This window comes from Amycolatopsis sp. NPDC028719 (genome assembly GCF_055565395.1).
Genome location: NZ_JBVHUL010000004.1, coordinates 832,388 through 845,706, shown reverse-complemented (window position 1 = coordinate 845,706; position 13,319 = coordinate 832,388). Strand labels below are relative to the sequence as shown.

Genomic DNA, 13,319 nt, shown 5'->3' with positions numbered 1-13,319 from the left:
TCCGAAGGCTAGAGAAGGACGGCGCCTTCCATGACGCCGATGGCGCGCAGGTCCCGGTACCAGCGCTCGACCGGGTGCTCCTTGACGAAGCCGTGCCCGCCGAGCAGCTGCACCCCCGCGCTGCCGATCTGCATGCCCTTGTCCACGGCCAGCTTCCGCGCCAGCGCGACTTCGCGGGCGTAGGACTTGCCCTGCTCGGCCCGTGCCGCGGCGCGCAGTGTCACCAGCCGCAGGCCTTCCAGCTCGATCGCGATGTCGGCGACGGAGAACGCGACCGCCTGCCGGTGGCTGATCGGCTCGCCGAACGCCGTCCGCTCGTTGACGTAGGGCACCACGTAGTCGAGGACGGCCTTCGCGGTGCCGGCGGCGAGCGCCGCCCAGCCCAGCCGCGACAGCCGGACGAGGTCGGTGAAGACGTCGAGCTTGCCGCCGCCGAGCAGCGCACCCGCAGGCAGCGCGACGCTCGAAAGGTGCAGCTTGCCGGTCGCCGCGCCGCGCAGGCCCATCGCCGGCTCGGACTCGATGGTCACGCCGGCGGTCGACGACTCCACGAGGAACAGTGCCGGGCCGCGGCCTTCGAGGTCGGCCGACACGATGAACAGCTCGGCCTGCGCCGCGCGCGGGACCAGCGACTTCACGCCGTCGAGCTGGTAGCCCTTCGGCGTGCGACGCGCCTTCGTCGCGGGCTTGAAGGGGTCGTAGAGCGCCTTCTGCTCCTGCAGCGCCAGCGCCGCGGCGGGCACGTTCTCGCCGACGAACGCGGGCAGGTAGTCGGCCTGCTGCTGCTCGTCACCCCAGCTGACCAGTGCGGTGCTCACCGCGGACGGCGCGAGCACGGCCACGGCCAGGCCGAGGTCGCCGTGCGCGAGCGCTTCCGCGACGAGCGCGTTGGTGACGACCGAGCGTTCGGTGCCGACGCCGCCGAGCTCCTCGGGGATGCCGACCAGGCTGATGCCCAGCTCGGCGGCCCGGGTCAGCAGACCCTCGGGCGCCTCGAGCTTGGCGTCGGCGTCCGCGGCGGCCGGGCGCAGCTGCTCGGCGGCGAACTCCGTCACCGTTTCGACGATGAGCTGCTGGTCCTCGCTCGGCGTGAGGTCGAACAGCCCCGTGTCGCCGGCCGGCGCGAGCCGGGCGGGTTTGCCCAGCTTCTGCACCGACTTGAACGACCGGGTCGCCGCGCCGGCGACGCGGAAGCCGTTGCGCGTCCCCGCCGTGACCAGGCCTTCGATGGGCTTGCGCAGCCCCGCCCGATCGACGACCTTGCTCCCGGCCAGCCGGGTCAGCGCGGAAAGGCCCCAGCCCATCGCGTCCCGTTTCCTTGGCGCAGCCATGTGGCCCTCCATCCGTTACCTACTCGTCAGTAGGTTATCCGGTGGGCCGGGATAGCGCCAGTCCGGGGCTGAGTTAACGGACGTTAACCTGGCCGAGATCTCCCACAGCTCGCGGGCGTCGCCGTGGTCCTGGCGCCGTTCGAGCCGGGGACGGCCACCCGACCGCCCGTCCGGGGCGACGTAGGCGTTGCCCGGCACGTCCTCCGTCGCGGCGAACAGGATGGGCAGCGCGCCGTACTCCGCCTTCTTCTGCGCGAGGACCGGGTACAGCGCCCTCAGTGCCAGGCCCTGCACGCCGCCGTAGTGCCGGTCGAGCCCGGTGCGCGCGACGCCGGGGTGCGCGGCGACGGCCCGGGCCTCGCTCTTGGCCTCGGTCAGCCGCCGTTGCAGCTCCTGGGTGAACAGCAGGTTCGCCAGCTTCGACTGCGCGTACGCCCCCGTCGCGGAGTAGCGGCGGTGCTCCCAGTTCAGGTCGTCGAGACGGATCTTCCCCCGCCGCGCGAGGTTGGACGACACGGTCACGACCCGTCCGCCGAGGTGCGGCAGCAGCAGGTTCGTCAGCAGGAACGGGCCGAAGTGGTTGACGGCCATGTGCGTCTCGAAGCCGTCGGCGGTCTTCCCGTACGGCACGGCCATGACGCCGGCGTTGTTGACCAGGACGTCGAGGTTGCCGGTCCAGCCCGCGGCGAACTCGCGCACCGAGGCCAGGTCGGCGAGATCGAGGCGCCGGACCTCGGTGTTGCCCGGCGGCGGCGTGACGCGGGCGGGGTCGCGCACGGCGAGGACGACCCGGTGACCCCGGGCGGCGAGTTCGCGGGCGGTGATGGCGCCGAGGCCACCGCCGGCCCCGGTGATGAGGTAGGTGGTCATGGCCTCAGCGTCGCCGCGGCGCGGGCGTCGTGGCAGAGCGCGCCGATCGGGGGATCGGCGATCCCTGGCACCGGCCGGGAGAGCGCCGATAATCGACGACGTGGACCGTGCCGAACTAGCCGATTTCCTGCGCCGCCGCCGCGAGGCCCTGCGCCCGCAGGACGTCGGGCTGCCGCCCGGGCAGCGCCGGCGTACGTCCGGGCTGCGTCGCGAAGAGGTCGCGACGCTGTCGGGCATGTCCACCGACTACTACACACGGCTGGAGCAGCGGCGCGGGCCGCGGCCGTCGGAGCAGATGCTGGCCGCGATCGCCCGCGGCCTGCGGCTGACGCTGGACGAGCGCGACCACCTGTTCCGGCTGGCCGGGCACACGGCGCCGTCCCGCGTGTCGCGCGCGGACCACGTCAGCCCGGCGCTGATGCGCGTGCTGGACCGGCTGCACGACACGCCCGCGCAGGTGATGTCGAACCTCGGCGAGACGCTGGTGCAGAACCGGCCGGCCCAGGCACTGCTCGGGGACGAGACCGGTCACGCCGGGCCCGCGCGCAGCGCCGCCTACCGGTGGTTCACCGACCCGGCGGAACAGCTGCTCTACCCGCCGGCGGACCGCGCGCGCCACGCCCGGTTCCTGGTGGCGAGCCTGCGGGCGTCGTCGGGCAGCGATCCCCGGGCCGCGGAGCTGGCGCGGCTGCTGGCGGCGAAGAGCGCGGAGTTCGCGAAGCTGTGGGAGGCGCACGAGGTCGCGGTGCCGTTCGAGCGGCGCAAGACGATCGTGCACCCGGGCTTCGGCGAGATCGCGCTCGACTGCCAGCTGCTCCACACCGACGACTTCGCCCAGGTGCTGCTGGTCTTCACCGCGACGCCCGGCACCGAGGCCGCCGAGAAGCTGCAGCTGCTGTCGGTCGTCGGCCCGGAGCTCTTATGAGTGCTCGGTGTGCACCTGCCGCCGCCACTCGGCGAACCGGAGGCGTTCGAACCCGATGAGCCCGAGCACGAGCGCGGCGACGACGAGCAGCAGCACGGCGGCGGGCACGTGCTCCAGCAACGGCGTCGCCGCGACCAGCAGGATGCCGAGGGCCAGCCGCTGGACGTTCCAACTGCCGAGGTTGCGCTTGCGCAGGGCGCTCAGCGCGATCAGGTAGAGCGCGAGGCCGCCGGTCAGCGTCCAGATCGGCACGCCGTGCAGTGCCTCGCCGGGCGTGTGGTGCTCGGTGTCGGCGATGTAGAGGAAGGACTTCTTCAGGCCCAGGGCGACGAGCACGATCCCGGCGATCAGCGGCAGGTGGAGGAAGGTGTAGGAATCGGTGGCGAGCTTCGCGCGCTCGGTGCCGGTGGCCTGGGTCAGCCGGTGCTCGGAGACGCGCGCGACGACGTCGAAGTAGGTCCACCACATCCCGGCGGCCAGCGCGAGCCCGCACACGGCGGCCCCGACGACCAGCCACGACATGGGCAATGCCCCGATCCCGATGCCGATCGCGACGATCGACTCCCCGAGCGCGATGATCACGATCAGCCCGAACCGCTCGGCGAAGTGCGCGGGCGAGTTCAGCCGCCAGCCATCGGGTCCGGCGAGGTAGACGTTGAGGTAGTCGGCCAGCAGCGCGACGACCCACAGCCCCAGCTGCCACGGCCCGCTCAGCACGGTACTTATGGAGAGCAGCGCAACGCTCGGCAGCAGCCCGACGAACATCTTGAGCAGCACCTTGCGCAACCCGGGATCATGCCGCGCGGCGCCGAGGTAGGCGACGAGGTGCAGCAGCCGCACGAGCGCGTAACAGACGACGAAGAGCGCGGGAGCGTAGAGCCCGCCGGGGAAGTCGACGAAGGCCTCAGGGATGGTGAGCGAAACGAGAAACATGACGGCCATGGCACCGAACATCGCGAGCCGCGCGATCCCGTGGTCGACGTGGATGGTCGTCCCGAGCCAGGCATAGGAGCACCAGCACCACCAGAGGACGGCGAGCATGGCGAGCCCCTGCCCGACCCCGAGGGGGCTCAGGTGGTCGGCCATCAGCTGGGTGGTCTGGGTGATGGCGTAGACGAAGACCAGGTCGAAGAAGAGCTCGATGGTGGAGACGCGGTGGTCCTCATCCGCGCTAACCAGGTGCAGGCGTCTCGTGGGCACGCCGAATTATGGACGAAACAAGGACAAGGAGGACCGGTTTCCCGGTAACGCCCTGCGCGAACATGGCCGAGCGTGCATACGTCTGGGACAATGAGTGCGGGACGGGGAGGTGGGTGTCGTGGTTTCGTATGCTGCCGCGCTGCACCGGACGATCATGGCCGTCGACATCGCCGGCTACAACAACCCGAGCCGCACCATGGCACACCTGCGCGAGGTGCACGAGGGTTTGTGGCGGGTCCTGCGCACGTCGTTCGCCGAGACGGGTATCCCGTGGGACTCGTGCTTCGTCGAGAACACCGGCGACGGCGCGATGATTCTCCTGCCCCCGGACATCGCGAAGGCGGATCTCGTCGCCGAGTTCCCCGGCCGCATGCGCGACGAGCTGCGTCGGCACAACCATCTCCACGCGCCGGGGGCTCAGGTCCGGCTCCGCTTGGCGTTGCATGCGGGTGAAGTGGCGGAGGGCAGCCACGGGCGGATCAGCAAGGCGGTGAGCTTCACCTTCCGCATCCTCGACGCCCCGGAAGCCAAGGCAGCGCAGAAAGAAGCGGAGGCCGACCTGGCGGTGATCGCATCGGAATTGCTTTACCAGGACGTCGTCCGCGAAGACCCGGCCGCCGAGCCGGGGTCGTACCGCCGGATCCCGGTCAAGGTCAAAGCCGGGGAGGCGCCCGCGTGGGCCTGGCTCCGCCTCCTCGGCGCGGTCATCGACGGCACCATCGCCACCAACGGCTTCACACCGGCGTTCGCTCCCGCGGCGGCGCGGCGAGATGCGTTCCCGGCACTGGTGGAGGCGCTCCTCGCGGTGCCGTGCGTGCGCACCACCGACGGCCGTCGGCTCTTGTTGGAACTGTTCTCTCGCCGGGAAATCGCCAACGTCGTGCCGTACCACGCCGAAGACCGCCTGCACGTCATCGCGTTGGCGCGGACGTGCCTGCGTTTCACGAACGGTCTTGATGACCTCCTCGACGCGATCAAGACGATCGAACCGGAATCTCCGCAGGTCGCCGCACTGGCCGAGATAATCCTGAGTTCGCCGAGCTGACTGTTGTCAATGATTTGTCCACCGTCCGGAGACCACCGGCTGGGTAAAATCGCCTTTTCGGCACGGCCGGCGAGGGGGTGAGCCATCAGTGTCGGCGGGACTCGGGCGACCCGAAGTGGCGATCGGTGCGCACAAGGCATTGGTGGATGTGCTCGTCGACGCGGGATTCGCCGACGACCGGTCGGTCCGCTCCCTGATGGTGAGCGAGCTTCGGCAGGAGCTCCGGCAGCCCCTGACCGTTTCGGACCAGTTGACCGCACGTGACCAGCTGATCGAAATCGTCGGGTTCTGCAGCCGGGTGGATGAAGGCATGGGAGCGCTCGTGTCGGTTCTCGAGCTGATGCGCCCGGGGAGCCCGGAATGCCTCAAAGCTCGGCTGCTCGTCGCCGCCCTGCCGGTGCAGGACCTGTTTTCCGAATCGGACCTGGTCATGGTGAAGGACTGGCTCGCCGGTCTGGTCCCGCCGCGGCTTCCGTCGCTGGTTCAGCGAGCCGCCCGCCACTCGGCCCAGTCGCCGCCGCGCTTCGACGACGCGTGGAGTGCCTTCTTCTACCTCACCGACCTCAACACCTCACCCGGCGAGCTGCCGCCGGCGTTGATCTTCGCCGAGCTCGTCGCCGCGGGGTGTCCGGAGGTGGCTCGCCTTCGGCTCAGGGAATGGACTGCCGTCCAGGCACACAGGCTTCAGCGCGAAGACGCTTTGCGCCGGCTGCGAACCGAGATGGACCAGGCGCGGCCTGAACGGGAGAGATTGCATCTGGTGATCGTGATCCGTCCGGATCAGATCGAGCCCGGCTGCTATCGGGTGTGCGCGTGGCGTCAGGACGAGCCTGACACGTGGCCACCGCCGTGCGGGGAAACCGTGCTCGTCCGGGGAAGTGACTTGGAGAGTCACGTCGACTCCCTCGTCGCGGCTTCGGAAGAGGCATGGTCCGGGCGGGCGGTCGACGTGGCCCTGGAGTTCGTGCTGCCTCGGGCGCTGATCAACACCCCCGTACACCTGTGGTCCGAGGAGATCCGTTCCGGTGCACCCCAGCCATTGCACCTGTCCTATCCGATCGTGATCCGCTCGCTGGAGCGCATGTCTTACCCCCGCTGGCACCGTCGCTGGCGGTTGCGCTGGTCCGCACTCCAGGAACAGCCCGTTCTCGAGCGCGTTTACTTCTGTCAGGAGAAAGACACCGAGGAGCAACACCGGCTCGACGCCATTCTCAGCGATGAGCACTGGGTGGCGATGGTGCTCACCGGATCGCCGTCGAGCGAGGCAGTGCCCGGCCGGGACCAGCTGCTCTCGGCTTTGCGTGCCGGCCTCCCGGCGCTCGTCTGGCATCCGACGGCGAGCGCGAACGCCTTGCAGAAAGTGGTGTCCTGGCTGGTGGACGACGACCGCTTGAGCGATCTGCCGGCTCGGACCCAAGCCTCTCGCCAAGCGGTTTCCCGGAACCGGCAAGGACCGGACGAGCTCGACATTCTCCGTGATCTCGTGATCATGTGGGACGACCCGAGCAGGCTGCTCTTCCTGGCCAACCCGTCGGCGTACTCGGCGTAGGGGCCTGCGGTGAGTGGCGCGCCGGATGCTTGCGGTCTGACACTGCACGATCTCGTCGATGCTCTCCGGCCGCTGGTCGCCTGGAGAAGTTCCGGCGGGCAAGATCCGGAGCTCGAGCTCGCAGTCGTCGTCGACGACACCCCGTCGATGTCCCTGTGGCAGCCGACTGTGGCGAGTTTCGTGGCGGCGATCGAATCCGCGAACGTCTTCCACGCCGTCCACCAGTGGCGGCTCGAAACGACGAAGGCGGGCCGCGCCGGCGGTGGTTCCGCCGACAGGCTGGTGCTCCGGGACGGAGGACCGGACTCGCCGGCGCACCGCCCGGCCAAACTGCTCGACCGGCCGAAGCGCCAGCTGGTTCTCGTGGTGACCGACGGCCTCGGCAGTCAGTGGGAGAGCGATCTGATATCGCCCGTACTCGCGGACTGGGCGATAGCCGTGCCGATTGCCATTCTGCACTTGCTCCCGGCGCGAATGTGGAGTTTCCACGGTCCCGAACTGCACCAGGCGGCACTGACCGCAAGCGAACCACTGGAGCCGAGTCGACGCTATCGGTTAAAGCTGGTGGACGCCTGGGTGGACCCGTTCGAATATGACGAACTGGCGGATCTGGCGGTCCCGATTCCCGTTATCGAGTTTTCCCGGCGCGGGCTGAACTGGTGGTCGACGCTAACAGCCGACGGTGGCCGCGACCTGGTCGCCAAGGTGTTCTTGGCGCATGACCAACCTGCGCCCCTTCTTGAATATTCGCCAACCGAAAGTGTGAACCGGACGGCGCGCGATCGGGTGACCGACTTCCGCAGTGTGGTTTCGCCGTCGACGTTCCGGCTGGCGACGCTGCTCGCGGCGGTTCCGGTCAGTCTCGGTGTGGCACGGGCGGTGCAGAAGAATCTCCTCAAGGAGAATGAGCCTGCTCGCCTGGTCGAGCTCTTCGCGAGCGGGCTGGTGGAGTCGTCGCCGCCGGGTGTGCCGTGGGACCTCGCGGACTGGCGGTACTCGATCGACGTCCGAATGATCTTGCTCGGAGGCGCTCGTCGGTCGGAGACCGCTGCGGCTGTCGATGTTGCCTACCGCCACAGCGGGGCCGCCGACGCGGCGCTGACGCGGCTGCGTGATGTCATCGCTGAGCCGGACGACGCGCCTGACCTCGAATTTACCGATGCCGGTGTCGATGAAGGCACCTTGCAAAAAGCGGTGCTCGAGGCACTGTCGGGGGCCGCCTATGCGGTTAAGGCAATTCAGTTTAGGATCGACCCAATGAGAGAGGGTACGACCTACGTCGAAGAAGGTCCCCGCGGTCTGACCGAGTTGCCGGATGACGGCGTCGACGATGACATCGGCCGGAAGAAACCACTGGCGCAGGCCAATGCGGCGACGATTCAACGGCACAAACCGAGACCCGATGGGGAGGCTCCACCGGTCTGGGGGCAGATTCCGCAGCGAAACGCCAACTTCACCGGAAGGGATGAACTTCTCATCCGACTGGTCAAAAGTTTGAGCGTTGGCGCTACTGCAGTTTTGCCCGCTGCGCTGCACGGAATGGGGGGAATCGGCAAAACGCAGATCGCTGTCGAGTACATTTACCGTCAGCAGCAGAATTATGACATGATCTGGTGGGTTCAGGCAACCCGGCAGACCCAGATTCGCAAGTCGTTGACCGAGCTGGCGCAGCGGCTGAAATTGCCGGAAGCCGAAGACGCGCTCACCGCTGTTCCTGGTGTACTTGAGGCACTCCGAATCGGGCGGCCGCACAACCGGTGGTTGCTGGTCTTCGATTCCGCGGAAGACCCCGACGTGGTGCGTCAGTTCTTTCCGCGCGGAATGCCGCCCAACGTCACGGGCCACATCCTGGTCACCTCGCGCAACCCGACCTGGACCGGGGACGCCCGTCCCCTCGAGGTGGCGGTGTTCGACCGGGCCGAAAGCAAGCAGTTGCTCAGCGTCCGTGGATCCGAGCTCGACGACGCCGCCGCCGACCGGATCTCGAGCAAACTGGGCGACCTCCCGCTGGCGGTCGAGCAGGCAGCGGCGTGGCTGGCCGAGACGGGCATGCCGCCCGGTCAGTACTTGGAGCTCTTCGACAGCAAGGTCGCCGAGCTGCTCGACACCCCGGCGCCCCGTGACTACCAGGTCTCGGTGGCGGCCGCGTGGAACGTGTCGCTCGACGAGCTGAAGGAAAAGAATCCGGCTGCTGACCAGCTGCTGCAGGTCTGCGCGTATTTCGCACCCGAGCCGATCGCCCGCAATCTGTTCACCGTGGTGCAGCGGGTCGACGTGCCACCGGAGCTCGCCGCTGCCCTCCACGACCCGATCCGGCTGGGTCGCGTCGTCCGCGACATCAACCGGTACGGACTCGCCAAGATCGACCACCGCACCGATACGTTGCTCCTGCATCGGCTCGTCCAGCTGGTACTGCGTAGCCGGATGAGCGAACAGTGCAGAGTCGAGATGCGCGGCGCCGCACACCAGCTGCTGACCAACCTGGACCCGAACGAGCCGACGGCTCCCGGAGCGTGGCCGCGGTATCAGCAGATAGTCCCGCACATCTACGACGCCGAGCTGGTCAAAGCCACTGACCTCGGGGTGCGAAGGCTCGTGGTGAACCTGCTCAACTTCCTTTACCACTGGGGAGACCACCAGGGGGCGCTGGTGCTGGCCGAAGGGGCGGTCGGGGAGTGGAAGCGCGACCGGAACGAACGGCTGGAGCGCGCGGAGCAGGTCCCCGAGGCGGAGCTGCTCCTGGAGCTGGAGGCGGCCGAGCGGCTCGCGTTCTTCCAGTGGGCGGTGGGGAATTACGCCGACGCCGAAGAAACGATCAAGGAGACGCGTGACGCCTACTTGGCGGCTATCGGCCCTGGCCGAGAAGAAACGCTCTACGCGCAGATCACGTACGCGCTGATTCTCAAGGCGCGAGGCGAATTCACCGCGGCGCGAGAGCTTACTCAAAGTGTTCTGACGCAGGTCAACGCCTTGCTTGGTGAGGAGGATCCGACCTCTCTGTCCGCAGCCCACGACAATGTCGTATCGCTATTGCTGACCGGTGAATACAAAGAAGCCAAAGAGCTGGCGGAAAAGACCTTCGAGGCGCGAAGTCGCGTCTTGGGTCGAGACAATGTGATGACGATCGGGACTCAGGTGCTGCTGGTGATCGCGCGGCGCGAACTGGGTGACTATCGATGGGCGCGGATCGAACAGGAGCAGATCGCCAAACGTGCTGAATCGTTCTATGGAAACGACCGAGTCGGGACGTTGCGTCGCAAGTACCAGCAGTCGGTCGCCTGTCGCAAGGACGGCGACCACGTACGCGCCCGCTCGTTGTCATCCGATGCCAATAAACGCTTCGAGGCGAGGTACGGCAACCGGCACCCGAACGCTCTTGCCTGTGCTTTGGGGCACTCTATCGACCTGCGGCATGCGCAGTTGCTCGACCAGGCCAAAGACCTGGGCGAAAAAGTGTTGGCTCGCTATAAAGAGAGCTTGGGCGAGAAGCATCCGCACACGCTTTCCGCGGCCGTTGATCTGGGTGTTACCCTGCGTCTCAGAAACTCTCCCGCCGACGCACTCAAAATAGACGAACCTTCGTTGGATTTGTTGCGTGAATGTCTGGGTTCTGACCATTCGCACACGATCGTGTGTGCCATCAACGTTGCCAGTGACCTGTTCGCGCTCGATCGGGTCCAAGAGGCTGCCGCCCGGGACGCCGAACTCGTCGGGCGAGCCACTCGCGTGCTGGGACGAAACCACCCGACCACGTTGGCGGTGCGCCTCAACTACTCGTTGGACCTCCGTGCGCTGGGGCGGGTCGAAGAAGCGGACGGATTGTTCGTGGACGTCATGGAGGGATACCGTCAGAAGCTGGGAGAGGCACACCCCGGCACGCTCGCGGCCGCCCGGCGAATTCGGGCGGACTGCGACATCGACCCGATGCCGCTCTAGCGCCGGCTGGGAATGAACCGGCCGAGCCACTCGGCGATCGCTTCCGGGGAAGCGGCCGTGTCCGGCCGAAGCGCGCGGTGCACTGCCCGGACCAGTTCCGGGTGGTGCACCAGCGCGCTGGAGGCCGGGCCCGTTGTCGATGCAGAGAGTGCGATACCGAGCCCTGCCAGAGCCGATGCGTTGTCGGGAGCGGTTGCAAGCTCCGCGCGATATCCGATCACGGCGTCGGCCGTCTTGCCCGCGACGAGGGCCAGGTCGGCCGCGGTTGCACCGGGAACCGACGGTCCATGCACTTGGAGTGCGTTGGTACCGTCGTCGCTGAACCGCAGTCTGATCAGGTCCGTTCTGGCGTCCGGCCAGCTTCCGTCCGGAACGGGGCTCGGTGGCGGGTCCGGGGGAAGTGACCCTGTCCAGGGAATGCCGGTGCGCCACGAGTCGGCAAGGTCGGCGACGATGCCGGGATACGGGCGTAAGTGGCGGACGCGCCAACCCGCGTAGTGATCGGCGATGGCTCGATCGGCCCACAGCAAGGAATCGACGGCTACGGGTTCGGTCTGCCACGGAGCCAGTTCCTCCGCGATCCCGGTCAGGAATCGTCTCCCCGCTGTTGTCATCGCGCTGTCGTCTCGAATGGCTTGCAAGGTGCGCCACGTCTGCGTGCGCCACAATGCGAATTCGAACCCGGCCAAAAGGTTTTCCGGTTGGGCGCGGCTGAGGGCACGCCAGAAAGCGGTGACGCCGAAGAAAGCGTAGACCCCGTGGATCACGCCGCCCAATGGACGAGGATCCTCCCGCCATGGAGCGTAGAACCTCTCCCGATCGTCATCTTCGTGGAGGCGGATCAGGTGCAACAAGCCGCCCAGCCGGATGTGCTGGAACTCGTGTACGAGTGCCGCGGCCAGCGCCGCGTGGTCTTCGGAGTAGGCGATGACCGCGCTGCCGAACGCCTCGCCGGTCGATGCGCTCGGCAAGCGGAACGGGACTGCTGGGGTCGGAACGACGGACTCTAGGCCTTCCGGCAACGCTTCCGCGACCGCCGGCAGATGGGTGACGAGGAGGCGCCAGGCGCCCTCCAGAGCGGTCCTCCACGAGTCGACTTCCCCGGTGGTCAATCGGGTCGGCAGACGAGGTGCATGCAGCCCACGGTACGGATCGACGTCGTCCAAGCGCAGGGACAGGTGCCGCTCGCCGGAGTGGAGGGTGACCGCTCGCACCGGATGCCAGCGCGGGTCCCCGCCGTCGACCGGCACCGACGAGGCTGCGCCATCGACCTCGGCGAAGCCGTCGCGGCAGCGGACGACCGCGACCGAGAATGGCGCACCAGAATCAAGCCGGGCCACTCCCAAAGAGGGCAACGCGACATATCCATGCCAGGCTGGAAGCTCGATTTCGAACGATATTCCAGCCTGGATCGCTGCCGCGGCCGCGAGGCAATGGACGTGTCCTACGTGAACCCATAGCGGGCAGGTTCCAGAGATATTCTGCCGGAGCAGTCGGATCGTATAGCCGACCCAGGTGCCGACGTAAGGGTGGGCGAGAATTTGTTCTACGGCACCTGCGGCGATGTGCTGTGCCTCGGCGAGAAGTTCCCAAGCCGATTCGGGGGAAGGTAGCGGGCGGAACATGGCCGGAGATTCGGTCGTTTTGTCGATCAGGGCACGCAGGAGAAGCAGTCGACGGCTTCTCTCCGCTGTGCGGAGCCTTCGGATCGGCGCGGGGTCGCTCAGACCTCGAGCGATTGCGTCGAAATCAGACCACGACATGTGATGTCTGCTTAATGTAGAGGTGTTGTTTTCTGGTTCGGGAGGCATATTTCAGTCGATCCGTCTCGCGCCGCCGCTGCTACTCTCTGTCACCGAAATGTACGAAGCTCGTTCGACCGCGTGTCGTAATGCTTGTCGTAAATCGGTGCCGTCGAGAGTGCGCAGTCGCGTCAGCGACACCTCGCCGAGGTCGAGAAGCTGGGATTCGACTCCTGCTTCCCCGCCGGAGCGCGGTGCCTGCATCAGTATTCCCCTCTCGCAGAGAGAACGGACCCCGTCGGCCCACTTTGCATTGTCCCGCATTCGGCGCCCTTGCGACAGGGACGCACGCGTTGGGCCGATCAGGTGAAGTCCGCTACCAGGTGCAGCAACGTCGCCTACTGCACGACGTGGTCTCATTGCCCCGCGACAAGTCCGCCTCACCTTTGCGCGTGCATAATCCTGTGCATGTGCCATTGCCGGTGAAGTCGTTGACCTGCTTGGCGGCATCCGGGCTATAGGGCGGGGGCCGCCCCAAGTCGCGGCTCTGGCGGCGATCATCGCGAACTGGTTGGTGCGGCCACCGTGCTGGTTCTTGTCTTACTTTGCCCCTTTTTCGGCGGCGCCGGATCGATGAACTCACGTTCGCGGGCTCGCACGACGGGGAGGTGGTCGGCACGTGTCGGCCGGCGAGAAGTTGTACAGACCAGGGCAGGAGTGC

8 protein-coding genes are annotated in these 13,319 nt (G+C 67.4%); 4 read left to right on the top strand and 4 right to left on the bottom strand.

Translation table 11 applies throughout. From position 1 onward, the window contains the following. Window positions 1–8 precede the first annotated feature (8 nt). Window positions 9–1,304 (bottom strand): acyl-CoA dehydrogenase family protein, encoded by a 1,296-nt coding sequence (locus tag ACZ4TR_RS22595; protein ID WP_465288983.1) that lies wholly within the window; start codon window positions 1,302–1,304, stop codon window positions 9–11. Window positions 1,305–1,346: 42 nt separating this feature from the next. Beyond that, window positions 1,347–2,201, bottom strand: coding sequence for an SDR family NAD(P)-dependent oxidoreductase (locus ACZ4TR_RS22590; RefSeq protein ID WP_465288855.1), 855 nt, complete (start codon window positions 2,199–2,201; stop codon window positions 1,347–1,349). A 100-nt stretch (window positions 2,202–2,301) separates the two neighbouring features. Between ACZ4TR_RS22590 and ACZ4TR_RS22585 the strand changes: the two genes are divergently transcribed. Then, the gene (locus ACZ4TR_RS22585) at window positions 2,302–3,126 is read left to right on the top strand and encodes a helix-turn-helix transcriptional regulator (RefSeq protein WP_465288854.1); all 825 of its coding nucleotides are present in this window, start codon (window positions 2,302–2,304) and stop codon (window positions 3,124–3,126) included. On the opposite strand, the gene ACZ4TR_RS22580 is transcribed toward ACZ4TR_RS22585, so the two are convergent. Beyond that, complete coding sequence (locus ACZ4TR_RS22580; protein WP_465288853.1) at window positions 3,121–4,326, bottom strand: low temperature requirement protein A; 1,206 nt, start codon at window positions 4,324–4,326, stop codon at window positions 3,121–3,123. The genes ACZ4TR_RS22585 and ACZ4TR_RS22580 overlap by 6 nt on opposite strands. A gap of 118 nt (window positions 4,327–4,444) precedes the next feature. Here ACZ4TR_RS22580 and ACZ4TR_RS22575 point away from each other — a divergent pair, with 118 nt between their 5' ends. The 3 genes from ACZ4TR_RS22575 to fxsT all read left to right on the top strand — a co-directional run bounded on the left by ACZ4TR_RS22575 (window position 4,445) and on the right by fxsT (window position 10,856). Continuing rightward, window positions 4,445–5,371, top strand: coding sequence for an effector-associated domain 2-containing protein (locus ACZ4TR_RS22575; protein WP_465288852.1), 927 nt, complete (start codon window positions 4,445–4,447; stop codon window positions 5,369–5,371). Between the two features lie 115 nt (window positions 5,372–5,486). After that, a complete protein-coding gene (locus ACZ4TR_RS22570) occupies window positions 5,487–6,920 on the top strand; it encodes a VMAP-C domain-containing protein (protein WP_465288851.1) in 1,434 nt (477 codons plus the stop codon). A 9-nt stretch (window positions 6,921–6,929) separates the two neighbouring features. Then, window positions 6,930–10,856, top strand: a complete 3,927-nt coding sequence (gene fxsT / locus ACZ4TR_RS22565; protein ID WP_465288850.1) for an FxSxx-COOH system tetratricopeptide repeat protein — start codon at window positions 6,930–6,932, stop codon at window positions 10,854–10,856. Here the strand turns inward: fxsT and ACZ4TR_RS22560 are convergent. Beyond that, entirely contained in the window at window positions 10,853–12,619 is a 1,767-nt protein-coding gene (locus tag ACZ4TR_RS22560; RefSeq protein WP_465288849.1) for an HEXXH motif domain-containing protein, read from the bottom strand. The two genes, fxsT and ACZ4TR_RS22560, sit on opposite strands and share 4 nt — an antisense overlap. Between the last annotated feature and the right edge of the window lie 700 nt (window positions 12,620–13,319).